A 20,553-nucleotide genomic window follows, 5' to 3' on the forward strand; every position below is an offset into this window, starting at 1 on the left:
TTCCATCTCTCTCAGAAATCAAATTCTCATATACACAGCATTTATATGGGGCGTGTTCGTTCTAAATCTGACCTACCTACAAAAATTTGTCCGGTATGTCAACGTCCTTTTACATGGCGTAAAAAATGGCAAGATTGCTGGGACGATGTGAAATACTGCTCAGAACGTTGTCGTCGTCGCCGTTCTGAAGCTCAAAATGAAACTAATCGCAACACAGACGCAAATAGCGCAGGGGATTAATGGAGTTACAGGTGCAACCTAAATTAATTATTCATGGGGGAGCTGGTAGTTCTCTCCACGGTAAAGGCGGATTAGAGACCGTGCGCCGATCGCTCCATACAGTAATAGAAGAAGTCTATTCTCTGCTATTGTCAGGAGCAACTGCTTCTGAGGCGGTGGTGCAGGGTTGCCAAATGCTCGAAGATAACCCCCGCTTTAATGCTGGTACTGGTTCAGTATTGCAATCTGATGGTCAAATCCGTATGAGTGCTTCCCTAATGGATGGGGCATTAGGGCGGTTTAGTGGTGTAATTAATATTTCGCGGGTGAAAAATCCCATTGAGTTAGCACAATTTTTACAAAACTCGCCAGACCGAGTGCTATCAGATTTCGGATCGGCTGAGTTGGCGCGAGAAATGCAACTTCCCAGCTATAACGCTTTAACTGATTTGCGGTTACAAGAGTGGATGCAAGAGCGCCAGGATAATTTTAAAAGCACAATGGCTGGCGTGATAGCAGAACCCGAACTGCTAGAAACCAGCAATGCTGGACGCGGAACCATTGGCGTAGTAGCTTTAGATGTCTCTGGTAGGCTAGCTGCTGGCACTTCTACTGGTGGTAAGGGATTTGAGCGAATTGGAAGGGTAAGTGATTCTGCGATGCCAGCAGGTAATTATGCTACTAATAATGCTGGTGTTAGCTGTACTGGCATTGGGGAAGATATCATCGATGAGTGTTTAGCTCCCCGGATTGTAGTACGTGTCACTGATGGGATGTCCCTGAAGGAGGCTATGCAGCGTTCCTTTGGAGAAGCACACCAGAACAAACGAGATTTAGGAGCGATCGCTTTAGATGCTAGTGGAGCGATCGCTTGGGGAAAAACTAGCGAAATCTTACTCGCCGCCTACCATGACGGCGAAAAAATTGGTGACACTTTGGAATGGAATGATAGTGAATTGATTGGCTATTGTTGAATAAATTCTAGCGCCTGAGTTAAGATTTCTTCCTGGTCAACCATTGCAGCCAATTCTTGGGCTTCATAACGCCCCTCAAAAGCTTCTAGCGCCGCTCTTTTCAGTGCCACTTGATATCCTTGTTGCAGAATATCCATTAATTCTGTCTGATTCAAGTAATAACCACCGGATTTGCGGCGCTTGTTTATTTTGTTGATTTCCCGCACTGTATTTTCTATCGAAACATCCCAAGAGCGAGTCGAACGTTTTTCAGCCTTTTGTTTAATTAAGTGGATGAGCAGAATTACACCATAACTATCAATTTTATTGATTTTGTCACTGAGGCTCATTTCTTCTAACTCATCCACCAACAGCAACGCCTCATGGATTTTGCCTTGTTCTAGAAATTGCCTAAGTTCTAGCAGTTCTTCCATGTTATTTTTTGAGATTTTGGCTTCACTACTAATCTAGCTAGATTAGACATCTTGCAAAAATCCTGGTTTATGCTCTCAAACCATAGATCAACCGTGATTAACATCGATGAATTATTTATGTTGATCTTTGGTTTCATTTTCAACACTTTTCCTTTGCCAAGCTGGTTTCACAACCTGACGACTACGGGCAATCACCAGAGAATCATTAGGCACATCTTCTGTGACGGTAGAACCAGCTGCAATGTAAACATCATCCCCCAAGGTGATTGGAGCAACTAAAACGCTATTGGCTCCAGTTTTGGTGCGATCGCCTATTTTTGTACGGTGTTTCTTCACGCCGTCATAATTGGCAGTAATTGTACCGGCACCAATATTCACCTGATTGCCGACGATGGTATCACCTATATATGACAAATGTGCTGCATTCGTGCGATCGCCTAATTGGGTATTTTTTAATTCCACAAAATTCCCCACACGGCAACCAGCACCGACTTGTACGTGACCGCGCAAATGAGCATAAGGGCCAATTCGGCTTCCCGCCTGCACAGTACTATCTATTACTACTGAATACTGCACCGTGACGTTTTCAGCCAACTGGCTATTTTCAATTAAACTTCCCGGCCCAATATGACTCCCTGTTTTAATTACCGTATTTCCCCGCAGGTGAGTTTGGGGTTCAATAATTACATCTGGCTGTAATTCCACTGTTTCATCAATGGTAATGCTTGCAGGGTCGATGAGGGTGACACCCGCTAGCATCCATTTTTCCTTGACTCGTTTTTGCAAAATTTCAGATGCTGTTGCTAGTTGCAGGCGATCGTTGATACCGAGAATTTCTTGGTTATCTTCCACATTCACCGCCATCACTTGTCCCACCTGAGTGACGGCATCAGTGAGATAGTATTCTTTTTGGGCATTGTTTGCCTGAAGGTGGGGAAGCACCTTTGCCAAATCTGGCCAACGGAAGCAGTAAACTCCAGCGTTAATCCGCTGATTTTGTCTTTGAGCAGCAGTACAATCTTTGTGTTCGACCATTTGCTGCACAATATTTTCATCGTTACAAAAAACTCGCCCGTAGCCCGTCGGGTCTGGTAAGTGCGAGGTAAGAATGGTGGCAGCATTCTGATTTTGGGCGTGAGTTTGTAACATCTGCTGGAGAGTTTCGCTGCGTATCAACGGTAAATCGCCGTTAAGTATCAGCAAATCCCCTGTGTAATCTTCCAAGTGTGGAAGTAATTGCTGGATGGCATGACCGGTTCCCAGTTGTACAGTCTGTTCAACAAACTCCAAGTTGGGAATTGAATGCATGGCGGTTTGCACTTCTTCGGACTGATACCCGACAATTACGATTCGTCGTGAGGGCGAAAGTGGTTCTACACTTTCGATAACTCTCTCGACTAGCGATCGCCCACCCAAAGAATGTAAAACCTTGGGTAAGCGTGATTTCATCCGTGTGCCGCGTCCCGCCGCTAGAATTGCTACAACTACCATAATTAGCTATCAGCTATCAGTGAAATTATGATTAATGCTGTTGGTACTTTAAGATGTAGGCTCAAATCATACCAAGCTAATCATAGAAGACTGAAATATACAATGAGTCAGGATTATACCAATTTTTGCTCATTAGGGTAGCTACAAATACCCCTATTCCTGACAGCATCGAATAAACTGTGCAAATTGCTGCATTAGTTTGGGATTACGCCAACCAGAATTAGCTTCTTCTAGCATCACTGAAAGTGCTTCTTCTGTGGTATAAGCTATTTTGTAAGGTCGTTCACTACTTAAAGCATCATAAATATCAATTAATTGAAATACTTGTGCCAGATAGGGAATATCATCCCCCTTGAGTGCATCAGGGTAGCCTGAACCATCCCAGCGTTCATGGTGATGACGAATAATAGGAATTACACCCCGCATACTGCGTAGTGGCTGGCAGATTTTTTCCCCAATCAAAACGTGCTGCTTCATGATCTCCCAATCTTTGGCGGTGAGTTGTTCTTTTTTCAGCAGCACGGCATCGGGAATACCCACCTTACCGATATCGTGGAGATAACCACCCCACATCAAATCTCGAATTTGGTAGCGTGAGAGGTTGAGGTATTCACCAAAAAGTTGTCCTAGTTTTACCAGTCGTTCACAATGGTTGCCTGTATTAGGATCGCGGCTTTCAATCGACATAGCAATGGAAAATAATACTTGTTCGGCATGGTCTAAATCTTCGTTCAGACGCTTCTGCCGTACCAAGGACTTCACACGTGCCGCCAACTCTACACGATCAAAAGGTTTGGTGAGAAAATCATCTGCCCCAACTTCAATTCCCCGAATGCGCGATCGCCTGTCATTTAACGCTGTAATAAAAATCACTGGGATTAGCCTAGTCTGCTCATCCTGTTTCAGCAATTGGCAAACTTCAAATCCATCCATTCCTGGCATCATCACATCCAGCAAAATCAAATCTGGTTGTTTTTGAGTTACCAATCCTACAACAGTAGAACCTCTGTCTGCCTCAATGACTTCGTATCCTTCCATCCCCAAGAGGGCAACAGCAGTCATCCGACTGGCGGCATGATCGTCAACTACTAAAACCTTCGGCGGATCTAAATCAAACCCATTCACTTTAGAACCTTTGACTTGTAGTGTTCTAGAGACCAATGAATCATCACCACAATTAATATCAGATTTTATCCAAGAAGATACTGCTTGGCTATCTTCAAGCATCAGGTCTTCCTGAGATAAGCCTAAAGAATAAGCCTCCACATTATTCTGCGATCCTACAACATGATTTGAACCAATACTCTTTACTGTGCTAATGGGGTTTGACTCACTAACAATTTGTTCTGTAAAGTCTGTATGGTTGGATTTCCATTGAATCACAAAGGCACTCCAAGTTTTTGCACAAGTTAACAGTGTCAGATTTGAAAAATAAATTTAATATCTGAATGTATCTGAGCTAGAGTTTTCATAGGGATTATGCATTATTTCAAGCTGCCTATCTGACTTTTTCGCAGCATGTATATTTTATCTTATGAACAATGAATGTCTTATTGTCAAATTTTTTGCTTCTAATTCCAGTATGATAAATTTTCACAATTGTTAAATCAGGCTTTTCACGGATATTTTTAAATAAAAATAGCGCCAAAAAGTACTGTATTTGGTTACTTTATATCAAATTTGAGGGTTTTTAGTTAGAAGTCTTATAGTAATGATTAAGTATACATATTTTTACTTACTCAGTTATTGCAATACCCAAAGACTGCTGAAAAAACTGTAAAATTATATACTATCATAAATTAAATTTATTTGGCTCTAAGCTCGACTTTATCCATTTTTTTCGCAATGCGATACTTCTGCGGAGTAGTTGCACGAACGCTATCGTTGAAACCTCTGTGGAACTGTCGTTTTACTTTTTTAAGTTAATCGATAATTTGTGATGCGGAAAGAGTGTTTGCCAAAAAGCCAAGGTTTTTGTTGGATAAAGAAAACCGAATTCTTAATTTTGGATAAAGTCGACCTTAGAGGATGTTTTAAAAATTAAGGGCTGAAGAAATAGCTTGCAATTGCTTAGGCATAACCATCGTAACTATCGCAACTACAAATTACTTCCCATAAAATCCCTGCCTTGTGTTCCCAATAGCCACCTTTTTTGCCAACGTGAGGTAGGTTCGAGTGAAGAAGCTTGTTGCTCTTGTTGTCGCCGCATCATTATGACTTCGGTTGAATCGCTCAATCCAGGATCGCGATAGGGAATAGCAGCACGGGTTAGTAAGTGTTCTTTTTCGACTTGCGAGAGGGGAGTAAGTATTGAGCGGTTTTGAGACTCATTACTTGCAGAATGTGCTGCCACAGTACCAGGCGATCGCCTGCCTACGGGTGGGGTAGAAGCGATCGCTAAACCAGCAGACAAAAGTGCTGTGCGTACAGCAGCAGAACAAGAATAGGTGGCTAATAAACCATCTTGATGTAGACACAATGAGAGTTGTTTTATAAATTCAACAGTCCATAATTGGGGACACTGTGGTGGCGAAAAGGGATCGAGGAAAATTGCATCTGCCGAGAAATCCGACTGATGTACTAGCGCGATCGTAGTTCTAGCATCACCAATTAGTAGCTTTGCTTTCAGACGATCTGTTTGCACTTGATGCTCAAAAGCTAGCTGGGACAAGATTTCAATATAGTTACAGTTCCAATTGTTGAACAAGTGATGAGCGATCGCACCTTGTGGCACTGCCGGATTCAGTTCTAAACCGATTACTTCAACAAAACAACTGGGATTAACTGCCCAAATTGTCTGCAAAGCAGCAGCTGTGTTGTATCCTAGACCATAACAAATATCCAATAGTCGCAAAACTGGTTTTTGAGCAACTGTAGCCAGTTGAGTAGGTTCCACAAACTTGAAAAAACTCTCCTGCTTCGCTCCATAATAGCTATGAAAGGATTCACCAAAATCGTCAGAGACAAAGGTGAAAGAACCATCTGCTGTGAGCTTAGGTGTAAAATTTTCTAAGTCTGACATCTTACAAAAAAACTGAATAATGACCAATGCCCAATAACCAATTTGTTATTTCACCAGCTTGGCTATTTGAACATCTAGAAGATCCGCAAGTTGTTATTGTTGATTGTCGCTTTTCTTTAGCCGATCCACAACTAGGACAACAACAGTACCAAACAAGCCATATTAAAGGGTCATATTACCTAGATTTAAATCAGGATCTTTCCAGTCCAGTGGGTAAGCATGGCGGGAGACATCCTTTACCTGAACCCAATGATATTGCTAACAAATTTGCAGCAATTGGGGTAAATTACCAAAAAACTCTGGTGGTAGCTTATGATGATTCGCGTTTTGCTTTTGCATCTCGTTTATGGTGGCTGTTACGCTATCTCGGACATGAGCAAGTTGCGGTACTAGATGGAGGCTTTACTGGATGGCAAAAAGCTGGTTATCCAGTTACGGATGTCGTTCCTCAACCTCAGATCGGTACGTTTGTAGCTGAACTACAACCAGAAAAAGTGGTGGATATTAATGTAGTGAAAACCCGGAAAGATATTGACAAGGTAGTATTGGTAGATTCGAGAGAAGGCGATCGCTATCGAGGTGAACGAGAGCCAATTGATAAAATTGCCGGACATATTCCTGGTGCAGTCAACTATCCTTGGCAAGAAATTACAGACTCTTCCGGCTACCTACTTCCTCAAGAGGAACAACGCCGTCGGTGGGAACAGCTAGAAACAGCCGAAGAAATCTTGGTTTATTGCGGTTCTGGTGTTACTGCTTGCGTAAATTTACTTTCTTTAGAATTAGCTGGCATCAACAAAGGTAAACTTTATGCTGGTAGCTGGAGTGATTGGATTTCTTATTTATAGTCATTTGTCATTGGTCATTTGTCATTTGTCATTGGTCATTGTTTTTTGACAAAGGACTAATTTCAAAACCGACCTAATTGCAAATAGTAATTAATACTGAAGAACCAGCCATCAAAATCAATGTTTTCGGCGGTTGAACTGCCTAAACTCATTCCAGCCTGTACATTCATATATGTGGTATCGGATATTCGGTAATTTAAGTGCCCAAATATCCGATGGAATTGGTCTTCTCGATCGCGCTGTGTAAAGTCTGAGAAGTTCACCTGATAGTCAATACCAACCTGGAGAGGTTCTTGCAAGTAGTAGTTCAGAGACACCCAAAAAGAATTTATTATCCGATCGCGACTTTGGGGGTCAGCAAAATTTATACTTAATTCATAAAAGGTGTCTAGCGTTAATTTTGGAGTTAATGGATCTCGCCGTCCCAAAGATAGTTGTAGAGAATTCTCATTTAAAAAGCGATCGCCTGCTTTGAAGCTATCCAGGCGATCGCTGCTATTAGCATAAAATAGCTGTTGATTGCTCCAACTGAGTTCTCCATACATTCGCTGGGATAGCTGCTGGTAAACACTGAGATTGAATCTTAGCTGGTTGTAATGGTATTGTGACTGATTTATATAACGAATGAGATTGCCATCTATTGAGCCGTTTAAAAAAGTCTTAGATCCCAAAGGTAAATATGCAGAGGTTAGGGTCAGTCCAGAAATAATTAAACCATCTTCTATGGGACTATCATCTGAGGAGAAAATATTAGTCGTTTGGAAGTAACCGACACGACCCTGTAGATAACCTATGGGTTTAAACTTAGGTACGGGTTGTTCTATCGGTGGAAGAGGAGGCAATTCTAGGGGTCGTAACCGTATGCGTAACCCCAATTCGCGATCGCTATCAGGCTCAGGAGATGATTTTGGCGATCGTAGAAGCTCTATTAGCCTCTCTAGTCTTTGAGAATAATTTATATCAGGTGTATTTAATAGTTCCTCTTTTGAATCTGAAGGAGATGTAGGCAAAACACTTGGCTGCGATTCTAGGGGTGGCGGGTCATTTTGCTTTTGAGTATTCCTAAATTCTTCAGTTGGGTCTTGATCTGTTTGTGTAGTTGCGGGTGTTTGCTGTGCCAGATTTAACGGTATCTGGGAATCTAAAGTTTGTGACTCACTCGACTGCTGGCACAAAGAGTTAATTACTCTCTGCTGAAACTTCTGACATAGCTGATCAGTTACCTGTGTGCTTGCTAAATTTTTAGAACGCCAAATCCCTGTATTTGCAGATTCTGCCGCATCTACTCTAATGCAACACCAGCTTCCACCACTGGACGCTAACAAGATACAAAAAAACAAATTCTTCCAGTTTTTGAGTCGCATCTGTTAGATTGCGTTGATCGCATTTGGCCAATGTAGACCCACAAGCTGTATCAGAAGTTCCGACTCAGAAAATACAATTGAGTGCATTTATCTTAACCTTGTAAGTATATACTGAAACTACAAACTGATATTGCTGATTTTCGGATCATCTTAGATTTTTTTGCAAATCTGAGATAATCCGGTACGAGCCATTCTGCTCAATTTTAGTGAAATATCGTCCTAGAGTTACTTCACAACACATCCCTAACAACTTCTTGTCCCTGTAATTGATCTGATGGGAATCGATAATATGTAAGGTTTTTTTCATTTAATTATTGATATCAAGTACTAACTTTGAAATTCGCAGCAGGCTTTATTGTATATAATGTCAACTTAAGGATAAAAACTTAAATAAACTAAACAAATGGTTCATTTTTGTCTATCAAATTTAGACTTAGACTAAAAACAAAGATAATTTTAATAAATAAATCGTTACAACAACTATCAGCAGTTTTAATCTTTAAGTTTTTTGGTATTAGTTGAAGTTCACACATTATCAAACTATGTTTTATAAATCATTTCCACTATTGGTGATTGGTTTATGGGGAGTTATAGTACTGCCTTTGCCAAATAGGGTAAGTGCCATAACTCCTCTAACGCGAGCAGAGATTCAGGATCTCCGCAACATAGTACAACTGATACCCAAAGATAAGCTAAAGAAACGTCCTGCACGTAAATTAGACGCAATGACTCCTGGGGACGGGGTGGCAACTGGTCGAGCTTCCCTAGCAGATTTGCGTTTCAATGATGGCTCTCTGGCACGAGTTGGAGAACAGGCGTTATTTCAATTTTTGCCGAAGACACGTGACTTTAAACTTTCAAATGGGACTGTCTTGCTACTCATCCCACCAGGACAGGGGCAAACACGTATACAAACACCAAATGCAGCAGCAGCAATTCGTGGTTCAGCATTATTTGTACGCTACAACCAACAAACAGACACCACGATTGTGGGTGCGCTAACAAATAGTGGCATTGAAGTTTCTAACAAAGAAGCTTCTGAAACTAAGGTGCTAGAAGCAGGGCAAATGGTGATTATAGTTAAAGGAAAGTTTGAAAGGTTATATGATTTTGATCTGAGAAATTTTTATGAAACGAGCCAACTAGTTCGGGAACTTGATTTGAACAGGCAAAGTCCTGTGCCTACGCCTGATCCTGCAATCACCAGTGTTCAAGCCGAAACTGCTGCGGCTTTGAAAGCACAGCCACCGATAAAAGGTGAGGGAGTAATTGAAAATCCCTCTTTTGTGCAACTAACTCCTACACCTGATACCTCAGCTACAACAAAACCTGATACCTCAGCTACAACAAAACCTGATACCTCAGCTACAACAAAACCTGACACTTCAGCTACAACAAAACCTAACACCTCAACTACAACAAAACCTAACACTTCAGCTACAACAAAACCTGACACTTCAACTACAACAAAACCTGACACTTCAACTACAACAAAACCTGACACTTCAACTACAACAAAACCTGACACTTCAACTACAACAAAACCTGACACTTCAACTACACCTGTAACCCCAACCCCAATAGAGACAACACCTTTAACCCCGACTCCAATAGAGACAACACCTGTAACCCCAACCCCGACAGAGACAACACCTGTAACCCCGACTCCAATAGAGACAACACCTGTAACCCCAACCCCGACAGAGACAACACCTGTAACCCCGACTCCAACAGAGACAACACCTGTAACCCCGACTCCAACAGAGACAACACCTGTAACCCCGACTCCAATAGAGACAACACCTGTAACCCCAACCCCAACAGAGACAACACCTGTAACCCCGACTCCAACAGAGACAACACCTGTAACCCCGACTCCAATAGAGACAACACCTGTAACCCCGACTCCAATAGAGACAACACCTGTAACCCCGACTCCAACAGAGACAACACCTGTAACCCCGACTCCAATAGAGACAACACCTGTAACCCCGACTCCGACAGAGACAACACCTGTAACCCCAACCCCGACAGAGACAACACCTGTAACCCCAACCCCGACAGAGACAACACCTGTAACCCCAACTCCGACAGAGACAACACCTGTAACCCCAAATGGCTCTCCAAGCACATAAAACAAAACTGCTAATCCGGGGTACAAGACTCTCTGCAAACGCGGTTCTTTTTATCATAATTTTGCGTAAGTCCTGTACAACTTAGCTGCTCCAATGCAGTAGCACAGACTTATAACCGACACCTAAGCAAGAACAATTTTAGTGACTGACTCTACAGCAACCAAAGCAAAAAGTGATATTCCCTACGACCAGAGAACATCTGCTAACGCTAGATTAAATCAAGGATAGGACTTACACAGGGTTCACCGGATATCCTTATATAGTTCAATGACATTCTGTGTGTAAGTTCCCAGTAACTAACTTTTTGCTAGAGAGAACATAAATTTATGACTTTTGATTACGACCTATTTGTAATTGGTGCGGGTTCTGGAGGCTTGGCGGCTTCCAAACGGGCGGCTAGCTATGGGGCAAAAGTGGCGATCGCTGAATATGATTTAGTTGGTGGGACTTGTGTGATTCGCGGTTGCGTTCCCAAAAAACTTATGGTCTATGCTTCTCACTTTCCCGCACTATTTAATGAAGCTTCAGGCTATGGTTGGAAAGTCGGTAATGCTGAGTTGGATTGGGAATATTTCATTACATCTATAGATAAGGAAGTTCGGCGACTATCGCAACTACACATAAACTTCTTAGAAAAAGCCGGAGTAGAACTATTTTCCGGTCGCGCCACATTGCTAGACTCTCACACCGTAGAAGTTGATGGACGCAAAGTGACAGCAGACAAAATTTTAATTGCTGTTGGCGGTCGTCCTATCAAACCAGATTTACCAGGGATGGAATATGGCATTACCTCTAACGAAATCTTTCATCTAAAAGAACAACCAAAACACATCGTCATTCTTGGCGCTGGTTATATCGGCACAGAATTTGCCTGTATTATGCGCGGTTTGGGTTCTGAAGTGACACAAATTACCAGAGGTGAAAAGATTTTGAATGGGTTTGATGAAGATGTCCGCACAGAAATTGAAGAGGGGATGACAAACCACGGAATTCGGCTGATTAAGAATAATGTGGTAAAAACAGTTGAACGTGTGGGGGAAGGGTTTAAACTTACTTTATCTGGGCAAGACCAAGAACCAATAATCGCGGACGTATTTTTAGTGGCGACTGGTCGAACTCCCAATGTAGATGGACTAGGTTTAGAAAACGCTGGAGTTGATGTTGTCGCTAGTTCTATCGAAGGGCCTGGATATCCGACCACAAGTGCGATCGCAGTCAATAAATATAGTCAAACTAATCAACCGAATATCTTTGCCGTTGGCGATGTTACTGACCGAATCAATTTAACTCCCGTCGCCATTGGTGAAGGACGAGCTTTTGCTGATAGTGAGTTTGGCAATAATCGCCGCGAATTCAGTCACGAAACTGTTCCCACAGCCATATTTTCTAACCCAGAAGCCGCAACAGTAGGCTTGACAGAAGCCGAAGCACGTGAAAAACTCGGTGATGGTGTAACAATTTTTCGCACTCGCTTTCGCCCCATGTACTATAGTTTGCCTGGGAAGCAAGAGAAGACAATGATGAAGTTGGTGGTTGATAGCAACACTGACAAAGTGCTAGGCGCTCACATGGTGGGCGATAGTTCAGCTGAGATTATCCAAGGTGTAGCGATCGCTGTGAAGATGGGTGCAACTAAAAAAGACTTTGATGCAACTGTTGGTATCCATCCCTCCTCAGCCGAAGAATTTGTCACAATGCGGTAATAAGAAAGAGTTAGGAGTTAAGAGTTATAAGTTGAATAAAAAAACTCATAACTTAAAATTCTTAACTTATTAGCCCTAACTCCTAACTATTTACAGCTTTGCAATATATATATCTTCACGGTTTCGCTTCCAGTCCTAATTCTGCCAAAGCGCGGGATATAGGCGATCGCTTTGCCAAAATTCAAACAAAGCTTAAAATCCCCGATCTCAATGCTGGCGATTTTTCGCAGTTAACAATCACTCGTCAGATCGCTCAAGTTGCCGCAGAATTTAGTAATGATTCTACACCAGTAACCCTGATTGGCTCAAGTTTAGGTGGTTTGACCGCCGCACACTTAGGACAGCAATATTTACAAGTAGAACGCCTTGTGCTGCTAGCACCAGCTTTTGGATTTTTATCCCATTGGTTGCCCAAGCTAGGCGATGAAGAAGTACAGCGTTGGCAGCAAGAAAAATATATCATGGTCTACCACTATGCAGAGGAGCGATCAATTCCTTTAAGTTACGATTTCGTTATAGATGCTGCCCAATACCAAGGAAAATTTTTGCAACGTTCTATTCCCACCCTAATTTTGCATGGAAAAAATGATGAAGTTATTCCCATCGAAGCTAGTCGAGACTTTGCGCGTTGCCGTTCTTGGGTGGAGTTAGTCGAACTCGACAGTGACCATGCCTTGGGTGATGTTATGGAAGAAATTTGGCAGGCAATTCGTCTCTTTTGCCATTTACCTTGAGGTTATAAAATATTAGACTCTCATATAACTAATGTCCTTAGTCATTTGTCCTTTGTTTAATTACTAACGACAAATGACAAATGACAAATGACCAATGACTAATGACTAATGACTAAAATTATGCTTCCCTTCATCCGGTCAGATTTAGCCCAATTTACCGCCTATAAACCCCATCCCAGCAGTGATACAGCCGATTCTGTCCCCACACAGTTTGATCGCCTGGATACAAATGAAAGCCCCTACGATTTACCACCTGAGTTAAAAGAGAAGCTAGCCTGGACATATCAGCAAGTAATTGAAACAAATCGTTATCCTGATGGTGGACATGAAACTCTTAAGGATGCGATCGCAGAATACGTCAATGAATCAGCCGCCCTCCCACTATCCAATACTGCTGCCAATATTTCTGTTGGAAATGGTTCTGATGAACTAATCCGCTCTTTATTAATTGCGACTTGTTTAGGAAAAGAAGGTTCAATTCTCGTTGCCAATCCTACTTTCTCTATGTACGGAATTTTGGCACAAACTTTGGGAATTCCTGTCGTAACGGTGGGTAGAAACGAAACAAATTTTGAAATTGACTTAAAAGCCGCACAGTCTGCGATCGAACAAACTCAAAATCCCCCCATTCGCGTAGTTTTCGTAGTACATCCCAATTCGCCGACTGCCAATAGCTTAACTACGGCAGAGTTGGCATGGTTAAGAAGTCTGAGCGAACATATCTTGGTAGTAATTGATGAAGCTTACTTTGAATTCAGTCAAACTACCCTAGTAGGTGAATTAGCGCAGCACCCCAACTGGGTAATATTACGCACTTTTTCTAAAGCTTTCCGATTGGCATCTCTCCGTGTTGGTTATTGCGTCGCTCATCCCGAAGCGATCGCCATTTTAGAAAAAGTTCGCTTACCTTACAATCTTCCCAGCTTTTCCATAGCAGCAGCATTAGTTGCTTTACAAAACCGCACCCTCTTACTAGAGTCCATTCCCCAAACCTTGAGTGAACGATCCAAACTCATCGAAATTTTATCCCAACAACCAGAACTACAAATTACCGCAAGCTCTGCTAATTTTATTTACCTACGCCTTAAACCCAATGGCTTAAATTCACAAGATGCTGTGCTAAAAACTTTCCACCAGAAACTTAGAAAACTCGGCACTCTTGTACGACACATTAGCGGAGGATTGCGAATTACTGTTGGGACAATAGAAGAAAACGCCCGCACGGTTACGAGAGTCCAAGCAGCAATAGCCGATTTGGAATTTTAGCAATTCACTCAATAATTAAATCGGCTATCCATCTCACTGCCCAAACGACGTACTAATCCTACCGTTTGTGGCAGCACACCTACCAAAAGAGCAAAAGCAACATCCGGTAAAAGAGCCACTATTTCTGGTGGAAAGTATTGTTCAAATTGATCGAGAATTTTCTGAACTCGCTGCCCAGGTATTGGATTTTCTGTAATTTGTTTGATCAATCGAATCCACTGCCGCCTAATCAAGTAAGCTTTCTGCCGTTCTTCATTAGAATCGGGAGTTAATAAAGACAGATTACCTATGGGCAGTGCCCTTTGGCAATCACAGTCGTAATCCCCACCCACAGCAGCCCCAGGCCCAGCAAACTCTGCATGGTAGCGTTTAAAGAGAATTAATCCATTCCGTCTACGACTATTGACGATGAAAACTTCTCCACTGTGTAAACGTGTAAGGATATCCGAGCCTTGAGATTGCTCAGTTCCATCTGGCATGACAACAGAGTCAAGGAAACTAGTTTTAGGGTAATAAGTTGATACCATAGAGATTTGATAGCGTCGATGCTGTTCGCTATCCATGTTTTTTAAACTTTCAACGAATTTGGTAGTAGTATGCACTTCAAAAAGTAACTAACTTTGATGTCAAATCAGATTTTTGAATTCTTTTATTATCAAGAGTCTTTTGGTCAATTTCACTAAGATAGTAATAAATACACATTGCTTAGTAATTGAGTGATCATATTTTATGGGATATAACCAGATTTGTCCCCAAATTTAGAGAGTGTTTTATTAAAGTTTTTATAAAGATGAATATCTTAATTACAAAGTTATTATGAGGAATCGCTTATTTAATAAGGTATTTGTACAGCTAAATTCTATTGTAATCCATTTATTCTATCTATATAAAATACTCTAAAATAGTTGTTATTTAATGACAAGTTAAAACAGACAAATTGTAACACTTAATTATTTGGGTAAATTTTTTCAATCTTATATTTTTATTAAAATAAATTAATAAAAATATCCACGAAAAATCTCGAGAAAATCTACTTAAACCAATTATCTAAAGCTATACATATCAACCTATTTAGCTAACATTGGCTAATTTTTTAATTAGGTTAATTTATACTTTGGTTGCCGATATTGGTGATAGATTTTCTCCAAACTAATTAGAAAATAAAAATTTACAAAAATTCAGATACTGAAATTAGCACTCAGATGCTTGTGCAATAACATCTGGCTTGAGCGTCCTAATAAAAATGTATTCCAATTCGATTCCACTTTATGTACCCGATATCCCACCTTAAAATAAAGTTGCCTTGCCTGATGATTATTTTCCAAAACGTGAAGATATAAGTCTTGAAATCCCCATTCGCGGGAAACTTTTTCACAGCTAGTCAGTAACTCTGAAGCCACGCCTTGTCTACGGTATTTTGGGTGAACCGCTAAATTAGATAAGTAAGGAAAACCTATGCCAGCCTGGCCCCACGAATCGCTGTAACGTACACCCAGTTCCACACTTCCTACTAAGTTATTAGCCCCACCATTGTTAGCTTCTAAGGCGACTAAACAAACATGACGGGGTGGAGGTGATGTCATCCGATGCCTTAAGTCTTCGTAAATACCCAGACGTAGCAATGGAAAAGCCCATCCCCACATACCTTTTTGGGAGTGAAAGCTTTCAGCAATAATTTGGGAAACACCGATCAAATCAGTAGGTGTAGCTGTACGAATCTGAAATTCGCAGCAAGCTGGATCGATTGGCTGTTGCTGGTATGGATGAAAAGACCGATATTTCAAGGCTAGTTTAGTATTGATTTTATTCAACGAAAATTTTCTCAAATATCCTCAAACACCCTTTTAACCGCATAAAAACTTTATATATTCCCAGTAGATTGAACTGACCTAAGACTGCTCATTTGCTTTTGCTTATAAGCATACAAAGTTTTACACTTTAGTTTGGGGCTTTATAGTCCGTCTTTTTGAAAGAGTCTTAGAAGTTACAGCTTCATAAAGCTAGAATCTTAAGTTCAGTAGGATTAGATGCATCCCTTGCTTGAGATAGGGAGTATATCAGTCTGTTTACCACAAAAACATCTGTAAATCGTACAGATTTAGGTTAATGGGTAGATGTATAGCATAACTTACCTGTAGGCATTACCTATAAAATTGTTAAGTAAGTACACTAACAACAAACTTTAGTTGTAAACCATCTTTAGGTGTAATACTGAACTTATTTATGCAATTGACGCTACACTAACAAGACTTTGCTGCTAAGTAATAGAAACAGGCTGTACAGATGCTACGCAGGAATATTGCAGATTCCTATCCCTGACTTATTCACCAATACCACTTGTCTTAATGATAGTTCTGATTGCTAAATTAGAAAGAGGTATTTGTCTAATAGTATACTTTGGTTTTAAATCTTATTGTTTTAATTTTGCTGACTCTACCATGACTACCATAAATAAAATTTACGTGCAAGTGTTAGTACAACTGCTGCGGAGGGAAAACTTAATATGCAGCTTCATCTGGATTTTTCAGCTAGCTATGAGTGCTGTATGTAGTATTAGACATTGCTCGCAGGAGGTGAAAGAAGATTTGACTAGCAAGGATCGACTCTATAACCCTATAACTGACTATGAAAGCAATTACACTGCACTAAAGCAAACGGTAATAGGTATAAGCAATTGAAACGAATTACCGTGAGTAAACGCTCCTACACTCAGCAGTCATGTAGCCAAAGAGCCTTATTGGTGGAAATGCTCTGCTCTTACCTGACTCAGAAAAATCCTTCCCTGATCAGATTATTCTTTATCCGACTGCCGTTGCAGCAGGAAAGCGGTGCATGAAATCCCAAGCAAACAGTAAGCCTAAAATTTTGGTTGTCGATGATGAGCCAGACAACCTTGACTTGCTTTACCGCACCTTTTATCGCGACTATAAGGTGCTAAGGGCAACCTCTGGCCCTGCGGCCCTCGATCTGCTGGCTCAAGAGGGAGAGGTCGCGGTGATCATCTCCGATCAGCGAATGCCGATGATGAGCGGTACAGAATTTTTGAGCCTGACAGCAACTCAATATCCAGATATTATCCGAATTATTTTAACTGGCTACACCGATGTCGAAGACTTGGTGGAAGCAATCAACGCTGGTAAGGTCTTTAAATATGTCACCAAACCGTGGGAAGCTGAGGAACTTAAAGCTGTAGTACGCCAAGCTTTGGATACTCACAATGTCCTCAAAGCCCGCACCCGCGAACTTACACGCACACTCCGACAAGAGTCGCTGCTGAATACTGTCACAAATACGATTCGTAGTGCTTTAGACTACAGACAAATTTTGCAGGCGATTGTAGATACAGTGGGTCACATGTTGGAGGTGGATGTCTGTCTATTACGTCCCTTCCAAGATGAGCAGTTGACGGATAAAGGATTTATTTATCAGAAAGCTCTTGCAGAAGAAGCAGGGGAACATACACCAGCAGAGGTGCAAGCAGATAATTCTTCTGCCGTGTCCCTCTCCCCCTCTACCCCTCTGACTGTTTTGGCTCAGACGGTGTGGGAAACCCGCGAAGTCCAGGTGATTCACGATATAACCGATGATGAACGTATTCACGGTAATACTCCCGAACTGCGCCAACGTGGGGAAGCTTTTGCTGCGGCTAATATTTGTTCTAGTTTAGTTGTGCCATTGATTTGCCAACAAGAACTGATGGCAGTGCTGGCACTACACCAGTGTTCTGTGCCCCGCTTCTGGGGAGAGGATGAGGTGCAGCTAGTGTTGATGGTAGCGGATCAGGCAGCCTTAGCTTTGTCTCAAGCTTATGCTTACGAACAAGTACGTGCCCTTGCCAAGCGAGAGAGTTTAATTAATACGATTACTAGCGCGATTCGCTCTAGTCTAGACCCCCAAGATATCTTTGCGGCTATTACTCAACAACTTGGACAAGCCTTACAAGTCGATGGTTGCGTCCTCTCTTTGTGGACAGAAGAAGATGAGTTTGTCGAGTGTGTTGCCTTGTATGATAGTTTTCAACATTTGGAAAGTTTACGTAGGCACAGCTCGCCACAGGCATCGCCAACCCAAGACAATAACCATCTATCAGCCCAGAGATTACCCTATTCTCAATCATCTATACAAGAGAATCCCATTCTCCAACAAATGCTACAGACACATGAACCTGTGGTAATTGGGAATGTGAGTCATTCTCCCTCAGATATACAGGGTTTTAATTTGCCGTTAAAAATGCCAGCGCGATCGCTAATGTTTGTACCATTATTGGCTGATGGTAAATGTATTGGTAGTATTACTTTGCATGAAGGTAAAAAAGTACGCCAGTGGCTGCCATCTGATATCGATTTAGCGAAAGCAGTAGCAGCCCAAGCAGCGATCGCTGTGCAACAATCACACCTGTATCAAAAAACTCGCCAACAAGCTGAACGCTTACTGGAGCTAGATAAACAAAAAACCGAATTTTTCCAAAATATCTCCCATGAGTTCCGCACACCGATCACCTTGATTCAAGGGCCTTTAGAGTCGGCGGTGGCGGCTGGTGAAGGATTATCTTACTCCCAAAGTGCGATCGCCCTGCGTAACTCCCGGCGCTTGCTACGATTAGTAAATCAACTCCTGGATTTACAACGCCTAGATGCGGGGAGAATGCAGCCTAGTTTCCATCCCTGCGATTTAGTCGAATTTGTCAGCCAAATTGTGGAATCTTTTCGTCCCTACTGTGAGAAGAAGAGACTGCATCTCGCCACCCAGTTAAATGAATGTTCTCCGGTGTACTTGGACATGGAAAAATTCGACAAGGTGGTTTATAACCTTTTGTCAAATGCCATGAAGTTTACCCCCGAAGGTGGCACGATCAGCGTCAGACTAAAATCTGAACAAGATCGTTGCATATTACAAGTACAAGATACGGGAATTGGCATTGTTAAAGAACAAATTCCCCACCTATTTGAGCGCTTCCGCCAAGCTGAAGGTTCAGCAAACCGTTCCTATGAAGGCAGTGGTTTGGGTTTAGCCTTAGTTAAAGAATTGGTAGAATTGCATGGTGGCCACGTTACTGTGGAATCAGTTTACGGCCAAGGTACTACATTTAGTTTATGGCTTGTGACTGGAAATGCTCATTTACCTGTACAGCAAGTACTAGAAACCCCTGCCGAAGTGAACACAAGCCGCGCTAGCGTAGAATTGGCTGATTTAGAACTGGTAGAGTCAACAACAGACAATATTGAAGATATTACAATAAACTTCTCTCCTAATATTGATACTCAAGACTCAGCACTTAAGACTCAGCACTCAATTTTAGTTGTAGATGACAACCCGGATTTGCGAACTTATGTATCTGAAATTTTCCGCCGTAATGGTTATCATGTATGCACAGCCCGTAACGGTTATGAAGGGCACAGTGTAGCTAAGGAAATTATACCCAGCTTGATTGTGACTGACTTAATGATGCCTTTGGTGAGCGGACTTGAGATGATTCAGATGATCCGCAATGAGGAAAAGCTGAAAGGAACGCCCATCATTCTACTGACAGCGAAAGTTGACGAAGAAACCCGCATCGAAGGTACAGAACATGGGGCGGATGCTTATTTAGCAAAACCATTCAACGATCGGGAACTTTTGGCGGAAGTTCGGAATCTTTTAGCATTAAAAGAAAATGAACGACGAATTGTGGAGTTAAATACTTATCTAACAGAATCAGTATTAAAGCGCTTTTTACCGGCTGTATTGGTGCAAAAAGCCGCAACCGGAGATTTAACATTAGATTTGCGCCCAGAACCACGCTTAATTACAGTTTTGTTTAGTGACATCGTGGGTTTTACACAGCTATCAAATACTCTCAGATCCCGACGAGTCGCAGAATTACTAAATGAATATTTAGAAGCTATGACCAAGGTTGTATTTGGTAATGGCGGCACTGTAGATAAATTTATGGGAGATGCTATTTTAGCTTTATATGGAGCGCCGGAAGAACTAACCCCCAATGAACAGGTACGTCGTGCCATCAATACAGCAAGAGCAATGCACCGCTCACTGGCTGACTTGAACCAGCGCTGGCGAGAGCAAGGTGTATTCGATGGTGACAGACTTACTAGCGTACAGTTTCGGTGTGGTATTCATCAAGGTACGGCTGTTGTGGGGATGTTTGGTAGTGCTGAACGTGCGGACTATACTGCTATTGGCCCAAGTGTGAATATTGCTGCCAGGTTGCAAGCTGCCGCTCTTCCCGGTACTATCTTGGTTTCTGCTGCCGTGGCAGATTATTTGCAGGAAGAAGAAATTACTAAAGGTAGTCCACTAGAACTTAAAGGAGTAGATGAAACAGTTTTGACCTTTGCTGTTACACCAGAGGTAATGGTTAATCGCTAAAATTTAGACTGGTATTTT

15 protein-coding genes are annotated in these 20,553 nt (G+C 41.8%); 8 read left to right on the top strand and 7 right to left on the bottom strand.

Annotation, left to right across the window (positions count from 1 at the left end; translation table 11 throughout):
• Window positions 1-45: 45 nt before the first annotated feature.
• Together GJB62_RS26675 and GJB62_RS26680 are read left to right on the top strand one after the other, a co-directional pair.
• Window positions 46-240, top strand: a complete 195-nt coding sequence (locus GJB62_RS26675; protein ID WP_012407669.1) for a DUF2256 domain-containing protein — start codon at window positions 46-48, stop codon at window positions 238-240.
• Window positions 240-1,193 (top strand): isoaspartyl peptidase/L-asparaginase, encoded by a 954-nt coding sequence (locus GJB62_RS26680; protein ID WP_114085902.1) that lies wholly within the window; start codon window positions 240-242, stop codon window positions 1,191-1,193. The genes GJB62_RS26675 and GJB62_RS26680 overlap by 1 nt, the downstream gene beginning before the upstream one ends.
• Here the strand turns inward: GJB62_RS26680 and GJB62_RS26685 are convergent.
• The 4 genes from GJB62_RS26685 to GJB62_RS26700 all read right to left on the bottom strand — a co-directional run bounded on the left by GJB62_RS26685 (window position 1,184) and on the right by GJB62_RS26700 (window position 6,119).
• Complete coding sequence (locus tag GJB62_RS26685) at window positions 1,184-1,606, bottom strand: DUF29 family protein (protein ID WP_114085903.1); 423 nt, start codon at window positions 1,604-1,606, stop codon at window positions 1,184-1,186. The two genes, GJB62_RS26680 and GJB62_RS26685, sit on opposite strands and share 10 nt — an antisense overlap.
• A 111-nt stretch (window positions 1,607-1,717) precedes the next feature.
• Window positions 1,718-3,097 (bottom strand): bifunctional UDP-N-acetylglucosamine diphosphorylase/glucosamine-1-phosphate N-acetyltransferase GlmU, encoded by a 1,380-nt coding sequence (gene glmU, locus GJB62_RS26690; RefSeq protein WP_114085904.1) that lies wholly within the window; start codon window positions 3,095-3,097, stop codon window positions 1,718-1,720.
• 153 nt (window positions 3,098-3,250) lie between these two features.
• Window positions 3,251-4,480: a two-component system response regulator gene (locus GJB62_RS26695; protein ID WP_114085905.1), complete on the bottom strand. Its 1,230-nt coding sequence runs from the start codon at window positions 4,478-4,480 to the stop codon at window positions 3,251-3,253.
• Window positions 4,481-5,195: 715 nt separating this feature from the next.
• Window positions 5,196-6,119 (bottom strand): MnmC family methyltransferase, encoded by a 924-nt coding sequence (locus GJB62_RS26700; RefSeq protein ID WP_114085906.1) that lies wholly within the window; start codon window positions 6,117-6,119, stop codon window positions 5,196-5,198.
• A gap of 26 nt (window positions 6,120-6,145) precedes the next feature.
• Here GJB62_RS26700 and GJB62_RS26705 point away from each other — a divergent pair, with 26 nt between their 5' ends.
• Complete coding sequence (locus GJB62_RS26705; RefSeq protein WP_114085907.1) at window positions 6,146-6,967, top strand: sulfurtransferase; 822 nt, start codon at window positions 6,146-6,148, stop codon at window positions 6,965-6,967.
• A 62-nt stretch (window positions 6,968-7,029) separates the two neighbouring features.
• On the opposite strand, the gene GJB62_RS26710 is transcribed toward GJB62_RS26705, so the two are convergent.
• Complete coding sequence (locus tag GJB62_RS26710) at window positions 7,030-8,331, bottom strand: hypothetical protein (protein WP_114085908.1); 1,302 nt, start codon at window positions 8,329-8,331, stop codon at window positions 7,030-7,032.
• Between the two features lie 542 nt (window positions 8,332-8,873).
• On the opposite strand from GJB62_RS26710, the gene GJB62_RS26715 reads away from it, so the two are divergent.
• The 4 genes from GJB62_RS26715 to GJB62_RS26730 all read left to right on the top strand — a co-directional run bounded on the left by GJB62_RS26715 (window position 8,874) and on the right by GJB62_RS26730 (window position 14,169).
• Window positions 8,874-10,466, top strand: coding sequence for a FecR family protein (locus tag GJB62_RS26715; RefSeq protein WP_159402589.1), 1,593 nt, complete (start codon window positions 8,874-8,876; stop codon window positions 10,464-10,466).
• Between the two features lie 326 nt (window positions 10,467-10,792).
• Complete coding sequence (gor, locus tag GJB62_RS26720; protein ID WP_114084549.1) at window positions 10,793-12,169, top strand: glutathione-disulfide reductase; 1,377 nt, start codon at window positions 10,793-10,795, stop codon at window positions 12,167-12,169.
• Between the two features lie 98 nt (window positions 12,170-12,267).
• On the top strand, window positions 12,268-12,903 hold the full coding sequence (locus GJB62_RS26725) for a YqiA/YcfP family alpha/beta fold hydrolase (RefSeq protein ID WP_114084550.1): 636 nt from the start codon (window positions 12,268-12,270) through the stop codon (window positions 12,901-12,903).
• Between the two features lie 120 nt (window positions 12,904-13,023).
• A complete protein-coding gene (locus tag GJB62_RS26730; RefSeq protein ID WP_181852915.1) occupies window positions 13,024-14,169 on the top strand; it encodes a histidinol-phosphate transaminase in 1,146 nt (381 codons plus the stop codon).
• Window positions 14,170-14,177: 8 nt separating this feature from the next.
• Here the strand turns inward: GJB62_RS26730 and GJB62_RS26735 are convergent, their stop codons facing one another.
• A complete protein-coding gene (locus GJB62_RS26735; protein ID WP_114084552.1) occupies window positions 14,178-14,732 on the bottom strand; it encodes a hypothetical protein in 555 nt (184 codons plus the stop codon).
• 615 nt (window positions 14,733-15,347) lie between these two features.
• Window positions 15,348-15,980, bottom strand: a complete 633-nt coding sequence (locus GJB62_RS26740; protein ID WP_245246019.1) for a GNAT family N-acetyltransferase — start codon at window positions 15,978-15,980, stop codon at window positions 15,348-15,350.
• 1,021 nt (window positions 15,981-17,001) lie between these two features.
• On the opposite strand from GJB62_RS26740, the gene GJB62_RS26745 reads away from it, so the two are divergent.
• The gene (locus GJB62_RS26745; protein ID WP_114084554.1) at window positions 17,002-20,535 is read left to right on the top strand and encodes a response regulator; all 3,534 of its coding nucleotides are present in this window, start codon (window positions 17,002-17,004) and stop codon (window positions 20,533-20,535) included.
• Window positions 20,536-20,553: the final 18 nt, after the last annotated feature.

It is taken from the genome of Nostoc sp. ATCC 53789 (genome assembly GCF_009873495.1).
GTDB classification, from domain to species: domain Bacteria; phylum Cyanobacteriota; class Cyanobacteriia; order Cyanobacteriales; family Nostocaceae; genus Nostoc; species Nostoc muscorum_A.